Source organism: Streptomyces sp. NPDC006283, assembly GCF_040613325.1.
Lineage (GTDB): Bacteria > Actinomycetota > Actinomycetes > Streptomycetales > Streptomycetaceae > Streptomyces.
The window spans coordinates 1-19,624 of record NZ_JBEXRZ010000044.1; the positions used below are offsets into that span (position 1 = coordinate 1).

At 68.0% G+C, this 19,624-nt stretch carries 17 protein-coding genes and 1 pseudogene; 8 read left to right on the forward strand and 10 right to left on the reverse strand.

Annotated features, from left to right (window positions below; genetic code table 11):
- Both ABZ070_RS12340 and ABZ070_RS12345 read right to left on the reverse strand, forming a co-directional pair.
- A partial coding sequence (locus tag ABZ070_RS12340) for a hypothetical protein (RefSeq protein WP_356632739.1) occupies nucleotides 1–191 on the reverse strand: 191 nt, incomplete at its 3' end.
- Between the two features lie 244 nt (nucleotides 192–435).
- Nucleotides 436–726 (reverse strand): hypothetical protein, encoded by a 291-nt coding sequence (locus ABZ070_RS12345; protein ID WP_356632741.1) that lies wholly within the window; start codon nucleotides 724–726, stop codon nucleotides 436–438.
- A 253-nt stretch (nucleotides 727–979) separates the two neighbouring features.
- On the opposite strand from ABZ070_RS12345, the gene ABZ070_RS12350 reads away from it, so the two are divergent.
- From ABZ070_RS12350 to ABZ070_RS12360, 3 genes are all read left to right on the forward strand, one after another.
- Nucleotides 980–1,570 (forward strand): hypothetical protein, encoded by a 591-nt coding sequence (locus tag ABZ070_RS12350; protein ID WP_356632743.1) that lies wholly within the window; start codon nucleotides 980–982, stop codon nucleotides 1,568–1,570.
- Nucleotides 1,571–2,044: 474 nt separating this feature from the next.
- Entirely contained in the window at nucleotides 2,045–5,344 is a 3,300-nt protein-coding gene (locus ABZ070_RS12355) for a type ISP restriction/modification enzyme (RefSeq protein ID WP_356632745.1), read from the forward strand.
- Nucleotides 5,345–5,801: 457 nt separating this feature from the next.
- Entirely contained in the window at nucleotides 5,802–6,335 is a 534-nt protein-coding gene (locus tag ABZ070_RS12360) for a PQQ-binding-like beta-propeller repeat protein (protein ID WP_356632747.1), read from the forward strand.
- Between the two features lie 56 nt (nucleotides 6,336–6,391).
- On the opposite strand, the gene ABZ070_RS12365 is transcribed toward ABZ070_RS12360, so the two are convergent.
- On the reverse strand, nucleotides 6,392–7,081 hold the full coding sequence (locus ABZ070_RS12365) for a hypothetical protein (RefSeq protein WP_356632749.1): 690 nt from the start codon (nucleotides 7,079–7,081) through the stop codon (nucleotides 6,392–6,394).
- Between the two features lie 187 nt (nucleotides 7,082–7,268).
- On the opposite strand from ABZ070_RS12365, the gene ABZ070_RS12370 reads away from it, so the two are divergent.
- Together ABZ070_RS12370 and ABZ070_RS12375 are read left to right on the forward strand one after the other, a co-directional pair.
- The gene (locus tag ABZ070_RS12370; protein ID WP_356632751.1) at nucleotides 7,269–7,760 is read left to right on the forward strand and encodes a hypothetical protein; all 492 of its coding nucleotides are present in this window, start codon (nucleotides 7,269–7,271) and stop codon (nucleotides 7,758–7,760) included.
- Between the two features lie 310 nt (nucleotides 7,761–8,070).
- Nucleotides 8,071–8,574 carry a hypothetical protein gene (locus tag ABZ070_RS12375; RefSeq protein ID WP_356632753.1) on the forward strand — a complete coding sequence of 168 codons (504 nt, stop codon included), beginning with the start codon at nucleotides 8,071–8,073 and terminating at the stop codon, nucleotides 8,572–8,574.
- 46 nt (nucleotides 8,575–8,620) lie between these two features.
- Here the strand turns inward: ABZ070_RS12375 and ABZ070_RS12380 are convergent, their stop codons facing one another.
- From ABZ070_RS12380 to ABZ070_RS12405, 6 genes are all read right to left on the reverse strand, one after another.
- The gene (locus ABZ070_RS12380; RefSeq protein WP_356632755.1) at nucleotides 8,621–9,424 is read right to left on the reverse strand and encodes an HAD-IIA family hydrolase; all 804 of its coding nucleotides are present in this window, start codon (nucleotides 9,422–9,424) and stop codon (nucleotides 8,621–8,623) included.
- Between the two features lie 116 nt (nucleotides 9,425–9,540).
- A complete protein-coding gene (locus ABZ070_RS12385; RefSeq protein ID WP_356632757.1) occupies nucleotides 9,541–10,539 on the reverse strand; it encodes a nuclease-related domain-containing protein in 999 nt (332 codons plus the stop codon).
- 230 nt (nucleotides 10,540–10,769) lie between these two features.
- Nucleotides 10,770–11,159 carry a hypothetical protein gene (locus ABZ070_RS12390; protein ID WP_356632759.1) on the reverse strand — a complete coding sequence of 130 codons (390 nt, stop codon included), beginning with the start codon at nucleotides 11,157–11,159 and terminating at the stop codon, nucleotides 10,770–10,772.
- A 560-nt stretch (nucleotides 11,160–11,719) separates the two neighbouring features.
- Nucleotides 11,720–12,451, reverse strand: a complete 732-nt coding sequence (locus tag ABZ070_RS12395; protein WP_356632761.1) for a hypothetical protein — start codon at nucleotides 12,449–12,451, stop codon at nucleotides 11,720–11,722.
- Between the two features lie 285 nt (nucleotides 12,452–12,736).
- The gene (locus tag ABZ070_RS12400; protein WP_356632763.1) at nucleotides 12,737–13,402 is read right to left on the reverse strand and encodes an enolase C-terminal domain-like protein; all 666 of its coding nucleotides are present in this window, start codon (nucleotides 13,400–13,402) and stop codon (nucleotides 12,737–12,739) included.
- On the reverse strand, nucleotides 13,372–13,623 hold the full coding sequence (locus ABZ070_RS12405; RefSeq protein ID WP_356632807.1) for a hypothetical protein: 252 nt from the start codon (nucleotides 13,621–13,623) through the stop codon (nucleotides 13,372–13,374). The genes ABZ070_RS12400 and ABZ070_RS12405 overlap by 31 nt, the downstream gene beginning before the upstream one ends.
- Nucleotides 13,624–13,657: 34 nt before the next feature.
- Between ABZ070_RS12405 and ABZ070_RS12410 the strand changes: the two are divergent.
- The 3 genes and pseudogenes from ABZ070_RS12410 to ABZ070_RS12420 form a co-directional block, all read left to right on the forward strand.
- Nucleotides 13,658–13,843 (forward strand): annotated as a pseudogene (locus ABZ070_RS12410) (serine hydrolase); the annotation flags it as partial.
- 427 nt (nucleotides 13,844–14,270) lie between these two features.
- Nucleotides 14,271–16,766 (forward strand): SpoIIE family protein phosphatase, encoded by a 2,496-nt coding sequence (locus ABZ070_RS12415; RefSeq protein ID WP_356632765.1) that lies wholly within the window; start codon nucleotides 14,271–14,273, stop codon nucleotides 16,764–16,766.
- A 234-nt stretch (nucleotides 16,767–17,000) separates the two neighbouring features.
- Nucleotides 17,001–18,110 (forward strand): right-handed parallel beta-helix repeat-containing protein, encoded by a 1,110-nt coding sequence (locus ABZ070_RS12420; RefSeq protein ID WP_356632767.1) that lies wholly within the window; start codon nucleotides 17,001–17,003, stop codon nucleotides 18,108–18,110.
- Nucleotides 18,111–18,521: 411 nt separating this feature from the next.
- Here ABZ070_RS12420 and ABZ070_RS12425 read toward each other — a convergent pair whose 3' ends face one another.
- A complete protein-coding gene (locus ABZ070_RS12425) occupies nucleotides 18,522–19,595 on the reverse strand; it encodes a Ku protein (protein WP_356632769.1) in 1,074 nt (357 codons plus the stop codon).
- Nucleotides 19,596–19,624 lie beyond the last annotated feature (29 nt).

Sequence of the window (19,624 nt, forward strand, 5' to 3'; positions counted from 1 at the left end):
TAGAAGGGCTCTAGGGCCGAGAGGGCTACCTTGGCTTCGTGCATAGCGTCTACGAAGCGATCAACACCCCGTTCTCTCAGACGCTGGTTATAGGCATCTACGGTGGCCTGGTCTCCCCCGAGATAGGAGGCAGGTACACCATTCGCAAAGTGCCGACATACCTGAGCGGTGCGCAGGGCGGCGATGGCCAAGTTGAACGCCTCTCGACGAGCGCGCCTCCATGCGAGGTGCGCGGTCAGCCATGGCGCCAGCGACGCGCCTACGAACGCTCCGACCAATCCCAGTGCCGGCGTCAACCATGTGGTCATATCCCTCCAATCACTTGCTCGCCAAGGCCAGCAGCCCAAACCAGGAAGCAGCCGGCATTGCAACCCGGAAAAGATAGAGAGGCACAGCCTGGGTTGCCCGGCCGGTGACTCCCATCGCAGCCATGCTCTATCGGGTCGACAGCTCCTTACGCATGAGATCCCGGTACTCGTGCATGTACGCCAAATCGGCCACCGCTTGCTCCATGGTCACCCCGTCTCGGGCCACAGCCACCTCGGCCGCCGCGGCCTCCGCCCTCAACGCCTCCTGGCGTAGGAAGTCGACCAGTTGCTCGGCGGAGGCGTTCGGATGCAGATCCAGCCAGACTTCGGCCAGCTGATAGGCAAAGGCCTGCGTTGCGGCGTGGTTGCGGGTCATGAAGTCGTGGGAAGCATCGCGACGCGTCATGAAGCCGAGCATGCCTCCCGACCACGTGCCCGCGCAGCAACTTCACCGACCTCAGTCCGCTGCCTGTTGGCCACTTCTCAGCGCGGCCACAGCTTGTCTCTGGGCCTGAGCTTCCCGGTGAGTTGCCTCGGGACGAAGCAGTCGCTCGCTCGAGGCATGGGCCTCGCGATAGGAGCCAACTCGTCCAGAAACCATCCACTGCGAGACTCCCGACGCTGGCATGCTGGCAGGTCCGAGTATCGGACAGCAGCCCAGGGGGGACAGCGTGATCGTGAACCGGCATGTCGGCAGCGAACAGCCCGATGAGCAAGACGAGCTAGAACAGCACCTCGTCGAAAAGCTCAACATCCCGCTTGACTGGCCCGAAGATGGCGGCCTCACTGCCAGCCACGTCGCCAGAATCGCCGCTGCTGCAACCTGCGATACCGCGTACAGCCATGCCGCCAATGGTCACTTGATCGACCTGTTCGCGGCACTCCCGTTGCCGGGAAGCACGGAGGGGAAAGACTTCTGGGAGCGCATCCGAGACGCCGGCGGCAGCGCTGCCTGGAACATCCATCCTGCCAACATGGGCGGTCCCTTCTTCGATCGCATCCATGACGGCAACGAGGGCGGCATCGCCTCCCGCGTCCTGAGCTTCCTGGAGGAGCTGACGCCTGCTCAGCGCACTGACGTGGCAGAGGTCATCGGTTCGGCCCTCGACAATGGCACCATCGGCGTCAGTGGCCGGTACGGGGGCGAGCTCTGGCTACGGGACGCAGAGATGAGCGCATGGCGAGTCGCACTTGCCGGTCGACGGGAGTTCGAAACGGCACAGGAGCGCAGTCGATTCTTCGAAGCGTGGCGCAACGCCTGACCCCAAGCACCCGAATCCGAGACCAACGGGCCAGCAGTCCCCGTGCCACAAACGTGCCAGATCGGGCGGGGACTCACGGCGAACCGCGGCTGCCTGCAGGGCCCAGGGGACGCAGGCGCCGAAGCCAGCAATACGCAGGTCAGGGGCCCAAATCGCCCCACCTCGCTCCTAAATTGAGCGGACCGGGATGCGGGCCGGCCGGGAGGCTTGGGGATCCCGCCTGGTGGAGACGTGAGCCGATCGAGCGATCAGCTCAGCCCGACCTCAATGCAGGGCGCCATCTACTTGCATATAGCCCAGCGCCCACACAACACGCTCTGTCGTTGTATTCACGCACCCGATGGAAGCAAGGGGGGCGCACGCCGCCCGCGTCGCGCTCCACCGCCCATAGCGCGATCTCTTGTCGTAGATCACCCCTCGCCCTATTGTGACGAAGCATCAGCAGTTGTCATATGAAGGCAAGTTGGGAGGAAGATGTCCAACCTGGGGGGATTTGAGGCTGTCGTCCGCGAAGCGGTGGCTTTGTTCGGGGAGGAACTAAAGCCCAAGCTCAAGGGCTCAACCGGCACGGAAGATCAGCTTCGGGGGCCATTCGAACGCCTCATCACAAGTTCAGCTGGCGCGCTGGGGTTGAAGTCAGTCTTGATTGGCGAGGTGCCCCTCGTTGACATCGGCGCCCGTCCGGATTATGCCGTGGATGTCGCCGACGCGCTCGTCGGCCATGTTGAATTAAAGCGGCCCGGCGTCGGTGCGGACCCGGCGACATTCACCGGCCGGAACGCAATCCAGTGGCAGAAACTCAAGCTTCTACCAAACGTGCTGTATACCGACGGAAATGAATGGGGCCTCTATCGCAACGGTCACCGGGTCGGCGAAATTGCAAGGATGAACCTGTCGGTTAAAATCGCCGGAGCTAAACTAGCGGCAGTCGACACTGGAGTAACCCGTGTACTTTTCGACTTTCTGACTTGGAGCCCGCAGCCTCCGCGGAATATTACGCAGTTGGTTCGAGCGGTGGCCGGCCTCTGTCGGCTGCTCTGCTCTGAAGTTAAGGAGGCCTTGCGGCTAGAGAAGACAGGGAAGCGGCTGGAGACTCTCACCGTTCTCAAGGAAGACTGGGGGAAGCTCCTCTTCCCGGAACAGACCGAGGAAGAGTTCGCTGACCAGTACGCACAGACGGTTGTCTTTGCCCTACTGCTCGCACGAGTGGAAGGAATCGTCTTCGAACACGACACCATGCACGGCATTGCCACCAAGCTAGGCAAAAGGCACTCCCTCATGGGCAAGGCTTTGGATGTGTTGACGGACGATTCCCTCACCGGTCTGTCGACAACACTCGACACTCTAATCCGTGTTATTGGCCCGGTCGATTGGGAACGTCTTGATGACGGGTCCGGCGACGCGTATTTGCGGTTGTATGAGGACTTCCTTCAGGTCTACGATCCGAAACTCCGCGAACGCACTGGTTCGTATTACACGCCCAATGGGGTTGTTGCGGCAATGGTCAGGTTCACCGAGGACGTCATCCGTCAGCGTCTCGGAATCGCCAATGGCTTTGCCTCACCGCAGGTTGTGGTCGTCGACCCTGCGATGGGGACTGGCACATTTCTCCTCAACATCCTGGACCGAGCGGCTACATCGATCCAGGAAGACGAGGGGCCGGGCGCCGTGGGACCGCGGCTCCGCGAAATGACGGGGCAGAGGCTCATTGGATTCGAGATGCAGACTGGCCCCTACGCCGTCGCCGAGTTGCGGATGCATGCCAGACTCAAAGATCTAAAGTCGTCTGCCCCAGCGCACGGCCTGCGGTTGTACGTAACGAACACCCTTGACAACCCAAAAGACGAGTTCAATTGGCTCCCTGGCACTTTCAAGGCAATCGCAGAGTCGCGAAAACAAGCTAACAGGGTTAAGCGCGACGAGCGAGTTATGGTCGTCTTGGGCAACCCACCATATGACGCTGTAAAGCGCGGGGCGGGAAAATGGATTGAGCTTGGCGACCCTGAGTCGGGAGTTCCAGCCCCTCTCAGCAAGTTCCGACTTCCAGGCAATGGCAAGTACGAGTCCAAGATGTCGAACTTGTATGTCTACTTCTGGAACTGGGCTACCTGGAAGGTATTCGAATGCCACGATGATTCGCCGTACGGCGTCATCACTTTCATCACCCCGCGCGCGTGGATCAAGGGCGCAGGATTCGCAGGCATGCGCAAGTATCTAAGGTCGGTCGCGGACGAAGGCTGGATCATTGACCTTTCACCCGAGGGCCAACGGCCAGACGGGGCGACCAGGATCTTCCCGGAAGTGGCTCAGGAACTATGCATCGCAGTGTTCGTGCGGTGGAGTCGCCCGAGCGATCAACCGGAATCAGTGAAGCCGCCTGCCATCGTCAGGCACATCTCCCTCTCTGGGCACCGCCTACAGAAGATCCAAGATTTGACGGACCTCGCTCTAGCCGATAGCCGATGGCGAAATTGCGCTTCGGGTGAAACTGCCCCGTTCCTTCCCCCCGGCAGCGATCTCTGGGAAACAAGTCCACGACTCAGCGACCTCATGCCGTGGTCATCCAGGGGCGTGACGCCGGGTCGCGTGTGGGTGTACGCACCCGACCGGGCGACGCTGGAGCGCCGTTGGGGGCTCTTCATTTCGGCTGATGAAGCCGACAAGAAGGAGATGTTCGGAGAGGCCCGCGACCGCCACCTGCAGACTGTGGTGGGGCCACTTCCAGGCATCCAGGACCACGGGCCCGTGCCCCTCGCGCAAGAACACCGGAGCATGCTGGAGCCAGTGCGTGTCGGCTATCGAGCTTTCGACCGGCAGTGGGTAATCCCAGACAACCGCTTGATGGTCGTACCGCGGCCCGACCTGTGGCGCGTACGCGGGGCCTCGCAAGTATTCGTCGTGGAACAAAATGCTCACGCGATCACACACGGTCCCGGCCTCGTCTTCAGTGCCTTCATCCCGGACATGCACTACTTCAACGGGCGTAGCGGGGCAGTGCGGCCCCTATATCGGGATACGGACGGGCGGATTGCAAACGTCACTCCGGAACTGTTGCCAGTCGTTTCCCAGCGACTAGGCGCGCCAGTGAACGCTGAAGACCTCATCGCCTACATTGCAGCCGTAACCTCTCACTCGGCTTACACTGACCTATTCGCGGAGGACTTGGAGGTCCCAGGCGCCCGAATACCGTTTACAGCCGACTCACAGCTCTGGACCCGTGCAGTTGACATTGGGCGGCGGTTGCTGTGGCTGCACACCTTCGGCGATCGCTTTGCCGACGCTAGCGCAGGGAGGTCACCTCAGCGGCCACGTCTGCCAACTGAACGGCGCCCCGTCAGTCTGGTGGCGATCCCAGACACCGCCGCGGAGATGCCAACATCCATGCGGTACGACGAGGCGTCAAAGCAACTCTGGGTAGGCGCCGGCTGCGTAGGGCCCGTAGAGCCGGAGGTGCGCCGGTACTCGGTGTCAGGCATGAACGTCCTGGACAAGTGGTTCGGCTACCGTCGCAAGCAGCCTGCAGGCAAGCGCCTACGCTCGCTCGACCACGAGTACTCGTCCACCTGGCTCCCAGACTGGACTTCTGAGCTGCTTGAATTGCTCAACGTGCTTGGTCTGTTGGTAGAACTCGAGCCTGAGCTACGCCGACTGCTAGACGATGTCTGTGCGGGGCCGCGCATCACAGTAAGCGACCTAACAGCGGCAGGCGTTCTACCTGTACCCGATTACGCCACGCGGTTGCCGCGGGCAGGCGAGGGTGAGGCCATCTTCTAAGCGCCAACCACGGCGCGAGTACGCCGGGAAGCTCATAGTCGGCCGAGGCAGCCTCTGGACTATGTGTGGACGGAGGGGGCGGCAGATTATGTGGTTACGTCTCTGACCAGCACTTCTCTCATGGAGTGAAGCGCCCTCCGGAGCCGTGTGCGCAGGTTCGAATCCTGCCGGGGGCACCTTGCACAAGGTGCCCAAAGACCCCGTCACCAGCGGAAACGCTGAGGCCGGGGTCTTCGCGTATGTGCAGCCATATGCCGCTGGGAGCGACTCCACATGGTGTCGTCCGGAAGCCATCGAGGTCTGCGGTGTGTACGCCGCCGCCGTGCATCTCCCCACTGCCCACGCTCCGCGCCTCCGGGGGCACGGGGCTTCGTACCGGGCGCGAGCCGTCCTCGGCGGCACGACGCTGCACCTCGCCAGTGCCGGCCGAGTACGAAGGCGACGTGGTGGGCTTGATTTGGTCACCAGGAAGGGGACCTGGCGGAGCTGGCTCGGCACGGAGTACGACCAGCCGCGTCCCGTCGTCGCCGACGACCGGCACGTATACGTCTTCGTCGGCATCCTCGAAAAGGACCTATCGACGCCGAACAACGTGGTCGCCGCGCTCGACACCACCTCTGGCAAGGTCGTCTGGCGCGAGCCGCGCGACGCCGGCACGCAGAAGAACGGCATCTCCGCCCAGGTCGTGGGCAACCGCCTCGTCTGCACGGACTTCGGCAAGGGCGTGACCGTACGCGACACAGCGACGGGCAAGCAGGTGTGGACGAAGAGGATCGACCAGTTCGACGACCGGCGTTTCGCCGTGCACGAGGGACTGATGGTCGTGACGACGGGCAGCGGCTGCGCGGGTTCGAGGTGGCCGACGGCACGGAGCGCTGGAGGTACGACGACGGTTCCGGGGCCATCCAGGGGGATACGTGGTCGGGGGCCGCAAGCGCGGCTCTCCGCGATGCACGCACGCCGACCGTCTGTACGCCTCCCAGCCGTCTGAGCCGGTCCCGTCGGGCCCTCGCCGCGGGGTCGCGGACGACGCGGCGCCCACGACTGTCAGCGTGTCCGGGCAGCCTCGTCCGCGCCCTCGGTGTCGTCCTCGTACTGCCAGGATCTCGGCCAACTGCCGGACGGCGGAGGCGGTCCCGTGATGCCCAGGTCGCGCCGCGCGAGGGTGTAGAAGGCGTCGCGGGCCAGGCTCATGCGCCCAACCGCCTTCTCCCATCCGGCCGTGTCGTGCTTCTGACCGCGCGCGTACAACTCGACATTCCATACGGCCTCGTGCCACTGGCGGGCTGCCGCTATGGTCTCGGCGTCGCCGACGAGCAGCACGGACTCCCACTCCGCCGCACGGCGTGCCTCGGCCTCGACGAGCTGTGCGAGGCCTTCCTCCGGGTCCAGCGGGTCCACCGCGTGCTGAAAGCCCCTCGCGGCACCCAACCGCTGCGCGATACTCAGCTGATGTTTCAGCGCGTTGGCGTACGCGGCGTAGGTTTCCAGTCTCTTCTGGTCCCAGCGTTCGGCCTTGGCACGTCGCCAACGGCTTCGCTCCGTGAGGCTGGTGGCCGCGTACGAGCCGGCGGCTCCTACGACGACACCGGCCAGCGCCGGAAGTTGCTCCCACATGCCGGTCCCCCTGCGGCTGTTACGGACGGTCGAGGACACAGTGCCGTACTCGGTGCCCGCAGGGTAGACGGACCGGCTGGTGCGGATATTCCCGGCCGGGCGGGAGTGGCGCGCGGTCATGCCCCGCTCCACTCCCTCGCGAACGGCTACCACCGGCGGGACTCCACCGAGGTGCGAAGCAGCACGGGAATGCCCCCGGCGCTGGTCAACCTCGCCTGTTCCGGGGCGACCACGCGGAACACGAAGGCCCGAGAGGGACGTCTCGGGCGAGGAGACCGGCAACAACCGGCTTCGGTAGCCTCGCCTTATGAGCGGAGATCACGATGCGGAGCCGGTCTTCGTCCGCTCCAAGTGGGGGACGAGTCGTTACGTCTACAACGCGAACAACCCGGTGGGTATGGCGCTGATCGTGGGCTCGCTCCTCTTCGCGGCCGCCAGCATGTACCTGCTCCATGACGAGTCGTCGTGGAGCGAAGGGGAGCTGCACGACGCGGTCCACGCGGCTGTGAAGGAGATCAACGGAGAGTCCCTCCACGTGGGCGGGTACTCGGGTAGCTACGAAGAGATAATCGCCGACGCCATCGAGGAAAGCGGCGAAGGGCCCGAGCACGGCTACGTGACCGTTTCGCCGCAGAGTGACCACTCCGATGACGACAGCAAGCCGCAATTCGATCAGTTCGAGGTCAGTTCCGGCGATGTGAGCGACATCTACTGTCTGAACGTCTCACCGCCCGAGCCCGAGACCTTTACGCCTCTCTCGGTGGTCCTCACGGTGACGGTGGACGCGGGCAGTTGCTGAGTGTGTCGTACTGCCGGTGCGACGAGTTGAGGACACCGCCCCCGCCCGGTCGGCCTGTTGGGGCCGGGTCCGCGTAGACCTGCTCCGCGTGATGTGCCCGTCGGCGGCACCGGCTCCCGGTGTCGCGTCCTCCGCAGGCTCGCTTCCACCAGGAGCCCGCCACTCGCGGAATGCCTTCGTGTCGTCGATCCGCCCCTTCGCGTTCCGGGTCGGCCTCGCAGACGCTGTCGGCAAGGGCCCTGGCGAGTGCGGGTGACGCGAACCCCGCGCCTTCAGCCCACCGGGCCGTGCCGCCGTAGGGTCGGCCGGTATGGAGATGACCGAGGACGAATACCAGGCACTGGCCGAGCTGGATCGGATTCGCTCCGGCAACCCCGTCCTGGACGCCTGGCTCCAGATCCAGCAGCGGGAGTTCCCCGCATGGGCCCAGGATCGCGACGGGGACTGGGACTTCACCCCTGACTCCCACGAGAACATGGAAACCCTGGTCCGTTCCCGATGCACCAGTAGCGACCAGGCGTGGCAGGAACGGGGCAGCGACTTCCTCCAGGCGGCCGCCTGGTACGTCGGCGAGGTCCACAACCGCGTCTGCGGCACGCAGTGGCAGTACCACCCTGACTCCGCCACCGCCGACCCGACCGTGTGGCCGTTCGTCACCGTGCCGTTCGACCGGGTCTTCGGGTTCGAGGACGAGGACGGCATCGAGTCCGACGCCAGACCCCTGTACACGCCGGTCAGCCGCCTGTGCGGAATCCTCGACGCGGACGGCGGGAGCCTCGTCGCCGACCTCGACGTCCACACCCCTCCGCAGTAGCCCTGGCGGCGCCGCGGCGATCGCCTCCGCGGCCGGCGCCGGCCTCTCAACTACGTGCAGGCCTCAACTGATCCAGCAGGCACGGCACATCCGCGAATGAATCCAGCACGTGGTCCGGTGTCCCCGATGCCCCCTCGTGGGCTTCCCGGCGGTACTTGCCCGTCTTGACCAGGACTCCTGTCAGGCCGTTATGTTGGGCGGCGAGCACGTCCGACTCGATGTCGTCGCCCACCATCAGCGTCTCGGATGCCGCAGCGCCCACGCGGGACAGGGCTGTCGCGAAGAACGCGGCGGCGGGCTTGCCGATGACTTCCGCCTCTACGTCCGCCGCTCGTTCCAGGCCGAGCAGGAAGGCGCCCGTGTCGAGGGCGACGCCCGACTGGGTGCGCCAGTAGAGGTTGCGGTGCATGGCCACCAGGCGGGCGCCCTGCTGGAGGTGGGCGAACGCGCGGTTGAGGGTCGCGTAGTCGAACTCCGGGCCCGCGCCGCCGGCGATCACCACGTCCGCCGGTGCGTCGTCGTCCGGGGCGATCAGGGTGACGCCCGCCAGGTCGTCGGCGATGTCGCCGCTGTTGAGCAGCAGACAGCGTGCGCCGGGGAAGTGCTCGGTGAGGTACGCGGCGGTGGCCGCCGGAGCGGTGAGGACGTCTTCGGCGGTGACGGGGAAGCCGGCTTCCGCGAGGACCGTCGCTATCGCATCGCGTGTGCGGGACGTGGTGTTGGTGAGCAGCGCCAGCGGTATGCGGCGCTCACGCAGGTGTCGCATCGCCTCCACTGCCCCGGGCAGAGGCTTCCAGGACACCGTGAGTACCCCGTCGATGTCGATCAGGACAGCGCCGACCTGTTCCATGAACCGACCGTACCGAGGTCGGCCCGATCGGGCAGCTCAGCACGGAGCGGGAGTGAGCCCGATGGGACAGTTACCGCAAGCGGCGAGCCCAGCGTCGCCCTGCGTGCGGTTATCCATTACCGCGCGTGAGCGCACGGGTCCGCTGTCACGTCTCCCCCCCACACCCCCCGCCGCCGCGCGATCTCGTACAGCCGGTCGGCCTCGTACGCGGTGAGCGCGCCCGCCAGCGGTGCCAGGGCCGAAAGTTGGCGTTCCCGGTAGACGCGGACGTCGGTCTGGGTGGCCGCCACGTCGAGGGATGCCGCGTCCACGAGGACGAGGACCGGGTGGACGGGGACCGGGAAGTCGGTGTGGCGCTCCAGGGTTCCCCGGACGAGGTCGGCCTCGGCCCGGCACTCGGTGATGTACGGCAAGGGAGCGCCGTCGTCGATGGTGACAGTGTCGTCGCCGGCGCGTACGGACTGCTGCGGGTGGTACTCGGTACGGATGGTGAAGACGCCGCCCGGGCCGATCAGCAGGTGGTCGATGTCCTCGCCGTACGTGAGCGGGATCGAGTGCAGGACGCGCCAGCCGTGGCGGGTGAGGCGGCCGAGTTCGGCGCCGGTTCTGCGTTCGCCGAGGAGTTCCTTGCGGCGGGCCTCGGACATGGGCCGGCGGCGCTGGACCCGGGAGCTGAGCCGTTCGAGCAACTTCGAGTCCCCCGTTCCGGCCCCGGCCGCCGTGGCGCGGAGGGTCGCACCGGGTCGGCGGGAGGCGAGGTCGGTGTCCGGGGTCAACTCGGGGAGCGCATCGGGCCGGGACGGCGGCGCGGCGGGTTGCGCCGGCGGTTCGGCGGGGGGCGGGGGCGGGGGCGCGACGTCGGCCCGGCTCGCCTCGCTGACGCCCTTCGTCAAGGAGCCAACGTGCACGCGGATCTCGGGCGGCACGGGTGTCAGGAGTTCGGGTGCGCGGCGGGCCAGTACATCCGTCACGTCGTCGCGGTAGCGCGCGTGGACCACGGTGATGCCGCCGGTTCTGCGGTCCGCCCAGCCGATGGGTGTGCCGTCGGGGAGGTTCACGTAGAGGCGGTCGTGCCCGAAGTTCTGCCACGCGGTGACCGTCAGCTCCTCGAGCATGCCCCTGCCTCCCTCGCTGTGTTGTCCGGTGCCGCCGTGCGGCGGCACCGGCCCCCGTGGGTCTCAGACTCACCCCCCGACGCGCCGTACAGAAGGGCGCAGAGCGGGCGCACTGGTCGACGGGTGTCTTCACGGGGCGGGACCTGGGACTATGCCGTGGGTACGTGCCTTGGTGTGGCGGCCCGGGCGCGGTGGGGCGCACGGACGCGGTCGCCCCGCCTCTGCCGCGGTCAATAGATGGTGAGCGCGACTCCGCACAGGCCGAGGCCCGCCTCGGCGGCCTGCCGCCACTGGCGCAGCGGCCCGTCCAGTACGGACTCCTCGTCGGGCAGGTAGTCGAGCCAGTCCCGCTCCTGCACGGCTCTGCGTTCCTCGGGCGTGAAGCTCAGGGCCAGTTCCACCCTGGGGAGCGTCTGCCGCACCTCGGTCGACGTGAGGAGGAAGTTTCCACACCAGCCGGGGAGCAGTGCCGTGCGCCGGGGACCGACGGCGTGCAGGAACGAGGCGATCGCGTAGTCCTTGTTCTGGATCGAAAGAAACATCCGCTCCGGGTCCTCGCCGCGTTCCCAGACGTCGCGGACCAGCCAGAAGTCGTCGTCGGGCGACGACCCGCCGTACATGTCCTGGATGTGCGCGCCGCACGTCAGCCGGTGGAAGTCGTCGACCGCCTCCCGGCGTCGATACGCCGCGGGGGTGTGCGGCCACGCGGCCGTCCGGCAGGTGCCGTCCCCGAACGTGGCGGAACCCGGGAGTCGTATCCAGCTCCCGGGTCCCTGGGGATGCCACCCAATTGCACACGCCAGTGGCCTTTAAGAGTACGGATCAGTCATCAGGCCGTCGTGTTCTTCCTTTGAACTACCGCACCACGAGAGGTGCAGGCGGGATTCGAACCCGCATCCGCCGGCGTTCGTCCGTACCCGGTCGATCTGGCGATCGGTGACGATGCTGAAGCTGGAGCGAGAGTCTGATTTTTATCGCGGCTGCCTCTGCCATGTTGGGCCACCCCGGCCAGGATCTGTGCCGGGGGAAGGACTCGAACCTTCACTGTCACCGCGTCTTCAGGCTGAACCTCAGTTTCAGCTTGCGCTCGTCGCGCGAACCGGTCCTCAATCCCGTCCGCGCCTGTTGCGCACCCCCGCGCTCGCACGCGGGGGCAATCGTGGGGCTGCCGCTGTCGGCGTCAGCCGAAGAGGTAGCCGAACACCGCGTCGCCGACCCGCTGGTCGGTGACCTCGGCGCTGTTGGCCTCCTCGCGGGCGAACTTCACGGCGTGCTGGAGCTTCTCCACTCGCTCGAGCAGCTCGTTCACCCGCTTCGCCGGAAGCGCTCCGGAGAACTTGACCGTCGTCCAGTAACCGATCGGCACGTCCTCGTAGTAGACCTCGACCTGCGCCGGGTGCTTGTCCGTCGCCTCCGCCTTGACGTGGTTGCGCGGGACCTTCTTCGTACGGATGGTGCGTACGGGGTCGGTCTTCCACCAGTCCGTCGACGGGTCCAGCGACCAGGACTCGGCCGCGTCCAGCACGGGGAGCTTCTTCACGAAGGTGTGCAGGTCGGTGAGTTGCTTCTCGAGGAAGAGCAGGTAGCTCACCGGCGCCTCGGCGACGATCGTCCGCCCGTCGACGACGACGTCCGCGCGGGCAGTGCAGTTCGCCCAGTCCTTGGTGGCGACGACGTCGAACAGCCGGGTCAGCGACGCCGACATCTCGCGCAGCGCGTCCTCGGCCTTGATCTGCACCCGCGTGGACTCGGGCGGCAGCTGCTCGCCCTCCTCGTCCTTCGGCTGGTAGGTGCGCGAGATCCCGGCCAGGAGTGCGGGCTTCTGTACCTTGTGGTGGGCCGCGGTGATGTCCTGGAGCGATTTGCTCTTGACGCCCTTTTCCACGGCGATGATCTGATTGAGCTTCGCCACTTGTCCCCCTTCGAACAGCAGTGAACATATCCGAGGGGTCGCCGTCCGGTCCTCTGGTTTTCCGCGAACTGCACATGTGCGGACCCCACTTCGCATGCGTGGGCTCCACTTCGCATGCGTGAGCTCCACTTCGCTCCGTCGACAGCCCGAGAGCCTCGGCGTCGGGCACCGGGCGGGTCGCCGCCCCGGCTGCGTCCGCACGCACAGAGGAACGAGCGCACGCGTAGATGAGCGCACGCACAGAGGAGCGCACGCGTAGTGGAGCCCACGCGATCGGAGGGGGGATCAGCCCGTCAGATCGCCCTTGCAGCGGTTGAGTTCGGCGTAGTGGCGCAGCTTGTCCTCGTCGACGGTGACACCGAGTCCGGGACCCTCGGGAACACGCAGCCGGCCGCGCTCCAGGTGCAGCGGCTCGACGATGTCGTCCGCGTGCAGGTAGTACATGGAGTCGATGGCCCGCGAGAGCACGGGCGTGCTGGCCACGACCCCCGCGAGATGCGCGGCCGTGGCGATGCCCAGTTCGCCGCCGCTGTGCAGGTTCATCCCGAGTCCGAAGGTCTCGCAGTGCGCGGCCAGTGCCTTGGTCGCGGCGATGCCGCCCCATTTGTAGACGTCGCCGTGGACCAGGTCGACGGCCCCGAGCCGCACCGCGGGGGCGAACTCCTCGAAGCGGACCACGCACATGTTCGTGCACAGCGGTATCCGTACCTTCGCCCGGACCTGGCTCATCCCCTCGATGCCCGTGCAGGGGTCCTCCAGGTACTCCAGGTCCAGTTCCTCGAGGGCGATCCCGGCCCGCACCGAGTCCGGGACCGACCAGGCCGCGTTGGGGTCCACCCGCAGATCGGCTCCGGGCAGTGCCTCACGCAGGGCGCGCAGAATCGCCACGTCCCCCTGCACGTCGTTGGTGCCCTTGAGCTTCACCGCGGAGAAGCCGCCGTCGGCCACCACATGGGCGGCGTGCTCGGCGAGCGCCCCGGGCAGGTCCCGGGCTCCGGCGCCGGGGCGTTGGCGCGTGTGATGAGCGCCGTGATCGGCACCTTGTCCTGTACCGCGCCGCCCAGGAGGTCGGTGACCGACTGGCCGGTGGCCTTGCTCATGGCGTCCCAGCAGGCGATGTCCAGGGCGGCGAGGGCGGCGTATCCGAGGTAGCCGTGGAAGAACGGCACCATGTGCTGCTTGCGGTAGAAGGCCTCAAGGGCGAAGGGATCACCCGTAGGCACTCGCCCGGGTCCGGACTCGTACGGCCACACCGGCTTCACCGGCACCAGCCTGTGGATCTCGCCCAGCCGCCGCCGCTACGCCGTACTCCTCACCAACCGAGTGCATCCGACCCGTGCTGACCGCGGCTTCACCGCGGTCCGCACCGCCTTCCACGAACTGGCCTTCTGACCTGCCGCCCGGCGTCGCCGCGTCCTGGTTGATCCGGTACCACGCCGCCGTGTCCGGCGACAGGTCCTGGGGGTGGCGGTACGGCTGCGCCCCGCCGCTCCGGGCCGGAGCGGCGGGGCGGGGCGGGGCGGGGCGGGGCGCATTCATGTCGCTGATCACCCGGCGGCCGACGGGCGGGGCCGTCTCCGGCCGGGCCCGCGCGCGTCAGCTGTTGGGGCGCTTGCCGTGGTTCGCGCCCTTCTTCTTGCGGGCTCGGCGCTTGTTGCCTCGCTTGGACATGGCGTACCTCCGTCGTGCGGGACATTCCGGGAGTTTCCGGGCCCCAGTCAGTCTAGGTTCGGGCTCCGGGGCCCGCACCAGGTGCCGTGGCGGAGGCGGGGGGCTTCCTCGGTTGTGCGAGGACGGGCACGGGTCGATTCTGAAGGTAATGAACCGTGTTGGCCCGGCACCGATGAGTTCGTGGCGCGCGGCGGGCGCATGGAGCGCACAGAACGCTGCGGAAAGTGCCGACTTCCGTGGCCCGCTCGACATCGCCGTGGCGGCCACGGTGGTACTCGACGCCCAGGACACGGTCATCGGGTGGAGTCCGGGGGCCGAGGATCTCCTGGGACATCGCCCTGCCGACATCGTCGGGCGCCCGGTGGGGGTCTTCCTGTCGGGCGGGCCGGTGCCCGAGGCGGGCTCCGGTCACGGCCTCCCGCTCAGCGGCAGCGACATCCGCCTCGCACGGCACCGGGACGGCCACTCGCTGTCCGTGGCCACCGCGGTCTGCGAGCTGTCCGAAGGCGGCAGGGCGGCCCGGGTCCTCGTGGTCGCGGAGCTGGAGAGGCTGCGGCTGTGGGAGTCACGGCTGGCGATGCTGCAGGGGCTCGCCACACAGTCCCCGCTCGGACTGGCCATCTACGACACCGACCTACGGCTGACCTGGGACAATTCCGCGTCGGGCCATGAGATCGGCCGACCGTTCACCCAGTATCGGGGGATGCGGGCCGACGAACTGTATCCGGGCGGCAAGGTCATCACCGAGGGGTTCCCGGAGAGCCTCGACGCGGTCATGCGCAATGTCCTCGAGACCGGCGAGCCCGTGCTCGACCTGCATTTCCTGGCGCAGATGCCCAGCGAGCCCGGGGCTGACCACGTCTGGTCCTGCTCGTACTACCGGCTCCAGGACGCAAAGGGGCATGTGCTCGGGGTGTGCGAGGACGCGTTCGACATCACCGAGCGCTACGTGGCCCAGAAGCGGCTGGCCCTGCTCGTGGAGGCGGGCCGGATGATCGGCACCACGCTGGACGTGACGGCGACGGCGCGGGAGATCGCGGACGTGGTCGTACCGGATTTCGCCTCGTCGGTCGCGGTCGATGTCGTGCAGGCCGTGCTGGAGGGCGAGGAGCCGCGTGCGGCCGCCGGGGCGGGGGCGGCTCTGCTACGGGTGGTCGGCCCGGCGGACGATGCGGTGACGGCGGGCGGGGACGTTGCGGCGGGCGGCCACGGGCCGCCCCGGCTCGTGTACCACCCGCCCGGCTCGCCCCAGCGGCGCAGCCTCTCCTCCGGCGGGCTCGTCGTCGACGAGAACGTGCTCGTCGTGCCCTTGCGGACGGGCGGCGTACCACTGGGGCTCGTGACCTACACCCGGGACCTGCGTCCGTCCTTCTTCGACCACGGCGAGGTCGCGCTCGCCGACGAGCTGACGACACGAGCGGCCGTCTGCGTCGACAACGCCCGCCGCTACACACGCGAGCGGGCCGCGGCCCTCACCCTGCAGCGTCAGCTGCTGCCGCAGCATCTGCCACGGCGGTCCGCGGTCGAGGTCGCGCACCGCTACCTCCCGGCCGGCGTGACCGGCGTGGGCGGGGACTGGTTCGACGTCATTCCGCTGTCCGGCGCACGGGTCGGTCTGGTGGTCGGGGACGTGGTGGGGCACGGGCTGGCGGCGGCGGCCACCATGGGCCAGCTGCGTACGACGGTGGAGGCGCTGGCCAAGCTGGACATGCCCCCCGACGAACTGCTGACACGGCTCGACGACCTGGTGGGCCGGCCTGCGGAGACGGAGGGGCAGCAGGAAGCGGAGCAGGATCTCCCGCCGGCCGACGCCGACGCGCCCGGCGGCCCGCACCCCGACGTCACGACCGGGGCGACCTGCCTGTACGCGGTCTACGACCCGGTCACCCGCCGGTGCACGATGGCCAGGGCCGGTCATCTGCCGCCCCTCGTCGTGACCCCCGACGGCACGCTCTCCTTCCCGGACCTGCCGGCCGGACCGCCGCTGGGCCTCGGAGGGCTGCCGTTCGAGTCCCTGGAGATCGAACTGCCGGCGGGAACCCTGCTCGCGCTGTTCACCGACGGGCTGGTCGAGTCCGGTGACCACGACATCGATCAGGGGCTCGACATCCTGAGGCGGGTCCTGAGCCACCACGAAAGGCCGTTGGAGGAGCTGTGCGAGCGGGCGGTGGCCGAGCTGCTGCCGGGTGGTACGACGGCCGACGACACGGCCCTGCTCCTGATCCGCACCCGTGAACTCGACGCCGACCATGTCGCCGCGTGGGAACTCCCCGCCGAAACCGTCGCGGTGGGCCACGCCAGGGAACTCGCGACGGAGCAGCTGGGCGAATGGGGCCTGGACGAGCTGGGGTTCTCGACCGAGCTCGTGGTCAGCGAGCTGGTCACCAACGCCGTCCGGTACGCCGAAGGGCCGCTGCAGCTGCGCCTCATCCGCGACCGGACGCTGCTGTGCGAGGTCGCGGACGCCGGCCACACCTCACCGCACCTGCGCCACAGCACGGTCGAGGACGAAGGGGGCAGGGGGCTGTTCATCGTCTCGCAGCTCGTCCAGCGGTGGGGGACGCGTTACTCGCACACGGGCAAGACCATCTGGACGGAGCAGGCCTTCCCGGCGGACGGCGACGGGGAGCTCCCGTTCGGCTGACGCCGCCAGGGGCGAGCTTCGGGGCGCTTCGAAAGGGCGGAGTTCGGGGGCGGTGGTCCGTGGACGGGGCCGACAGGGGGAAGCGGGACCACGGTCGGACGTCTGGATGTGCCGTGTCCGCAGAGCCGTGAATACGTTGGCGGCCCGGCCGGGGTGTCCGGCAGACGGGTCTCGAATGCCCGGATCCATGCCTGGATTCCAGGGTGCGAGTACCCATGAGAGAGCGGAACCGGAATGGCAACTCCACTTCTCAGGGCGGCGGTCCGCCTGAGCCTCTGCGTCGTCACCGTGATCGCCTGTCCGCTGGTGGCGACCTCAGCGGCGGCCGACGGGCGACACGATCTTGTCGTCCCCAGGGACTATCCGACGATCCAGGCAGCGGTCGACGCCGCCGACGCCGGTGACCGGATCGCTGTCCGGCCGGGTGTCTACCGCGAACAAGTGGTGATCGACAAGGACCTGTCCATCGTCGGGTCCGGCGACCGGAGGACGACGATCCGGGCCCCGCGGACGCTGACTCCCGGCACTGACCGCGCAAACTCGATCGTGGAAATCAACAACGGCGCGTCCGTCTCACTGTCCCGGCTCGCCGTCAGCGGGCCGGGTTCCGGCACGTGCAAGAACGGCGCGCTCGGCTCCGGCGTCCGGGTGCTCGAAGGCGCTCATCTCGACCTCGGCCACGCCGCCGTCACCCACATCACCGACACCCCCGTCACGCCCTGCCCCCGCAGCGCGGTCGCCGTCCGCATCGGAACACCGACGGCCGGCTCGGGCTCGGCGACCATCCGTCATACCGAGATCACGGGCTACCAGGGCGCGGGCGTGGTGGTCCTGGGCGCGGCCTCCACCGCCACGATCGAGCACAGCACCGTCACGGGGCACCCCAGGGTGTCGACCAACGGCATCGAGTTCGTGGCCCGCTCGCGCGGCCGCGTCTCCTGGAGCACTGTCGGCGACAACGAGTGCCGGGAGCCGGACCCGGGCTGCGGCCCCGACTTCTTCAGCGAGGTCCAGAAGGCGGGCATCCTCGCCGACTCGCCCGGCACCGTCCTGCGCCACAACCGGATCGTCGGCAACCAGGTCGGGATCCACGTATCCGGCGGGGCTGCCGACATCGGCCACAACAAGATCCGGCGGAGCTCGTACGTCGGGATCGCACTCGAGGACGGTTCCTTCACGGTGGACAGGAACCGGATCCGGGGCGGCGTGCACGGTGTGGCGGTCATCGCGTCGGCGGACACCCGTGCGGTGCTCGACGGCGTACGGATCACACGGACGTCGGGCGCACCGGTTCAGACCTTCGAGTGCTGCGGCTTCACGGCCACCGCCACGCAGCAGCGGTAGCTGCCGGCCGCCGCCGACGCCCGTTCCGCACGCCGCTCTGCGGCCGGGCGGACGGCGGCCCGGCGGACGGCGGTCGGGGCGGCCTCGCGGGGCCAGGCCGATTTCGAGAGGCGGCTGCGGACGCTGCTGCACCCGCCGTCCTGGCGCGTGTGACCGAGCGACCGAGCGCCGGATCGGGTTACGTGGCCCGGCTCTTCGACGAGGCGGGCCTCCCGGCCCGCGGAGGCCGCGCAGCGCGGGGGTGGTTCGCCTGCTCCGGCCATGCCGAGCACACCCAGCCTGCCCACACCGTGCCGAGGGCCATGCCGGCGGGGGCGGCGCGCGACGCCTGCCCGGAGTCCGTCATCGGCACCGTGCTGCGGCGGTGGTCGACGTCATCGCGGCACGCCGCCCAATGCGCCGGGACGCCGGTCACGCCGAGGAGCGCTTCTTCGCGGGCGGGGTCGCCTTCTTCCCCGTGGACCTGGCGGCGGACTTGGCGGTGGCCTTGCTCGTGGACTTGGTCGTGGACTTGGTCGTGGACTTGGCGGTGGTCCCGGTCGTCTTCGAAGCCGACTTCTTCGCCGGCGTCTTCTTGGCGGCGGCCTTCTTCGCGGCGGTGGACGTCGACTTCTTCGCCCCTCCCGACGACTTCGGCGAGGCCGGGGCCCGCCGCCCCTTGATCGGCGTCACCTCCGCCTCTCCTGCCCCCTCCGCTCCCCCGCTCCGCGCCTCCTGCGCGGCACGCACACTGCTCTCCAGCGCGGCCATCAGATCGATGACCTTGCCGCCCTCGCCCTCCGGCGCCGCCGTCTCGGGGGCCGCGCCCCCGCCTTCGACCTTCGCGGCGATCATGGCCTCGACCGCCTCGCGGTAGTCGTCGTGCAGGGACTCGAGGTCGACGTCCCCCAGGGTGGCCATCAGCGCCTCCGCCAGGTCGAGTTCGGCGTCCCGCACGGTGACGTCGCCCTGCGGGGCCACCTCCTCCGGTTCCCTGATCTCGTCCGGCCACAGCAGCCCGTGCATGGCGATCACGTCGTCGACGACCCGCAGCATGCCGAGCCGCTCGCGTCCGCGCAGCGCGTACTTGGCGATGGCCACCCGCCGGCTGCGCTTCAACGCCTCACGCAGGAGCGTGTACGGCTTGGCGGCCGGTACGCCGTTGGCGGAGAGGTAGTAGGCCGTGTCCATCTGGAGCGGGTCGATCTCGGAGGCGGGGACGAAGGCGACGATCTCGATCGTCTTCGCGGTCGGCAGCGGGAGGGAGGCGAGGTCCTCTTCCGTAATCGGGATCATCGACCCGTCGGCGTCCTCGTAGGCCTTGCCGATCTCGGCCTGCGTCACCTCCTTCTCCTCCAGTTCGCACACCTTGCGGTAGCGGATGCGGCCGCCGTCCTCGGCGTGGATCTGGCGGAAGGAGACGGAGTGGTTCTCCGTGGCGTTGACGAGCTTGACCGGGATGCTGACCAGCCCGAACGAGATCGCGCCGTTCCAGATGGATCGCACGTTTCATCCCTTTCGCCCGGCATTCATGG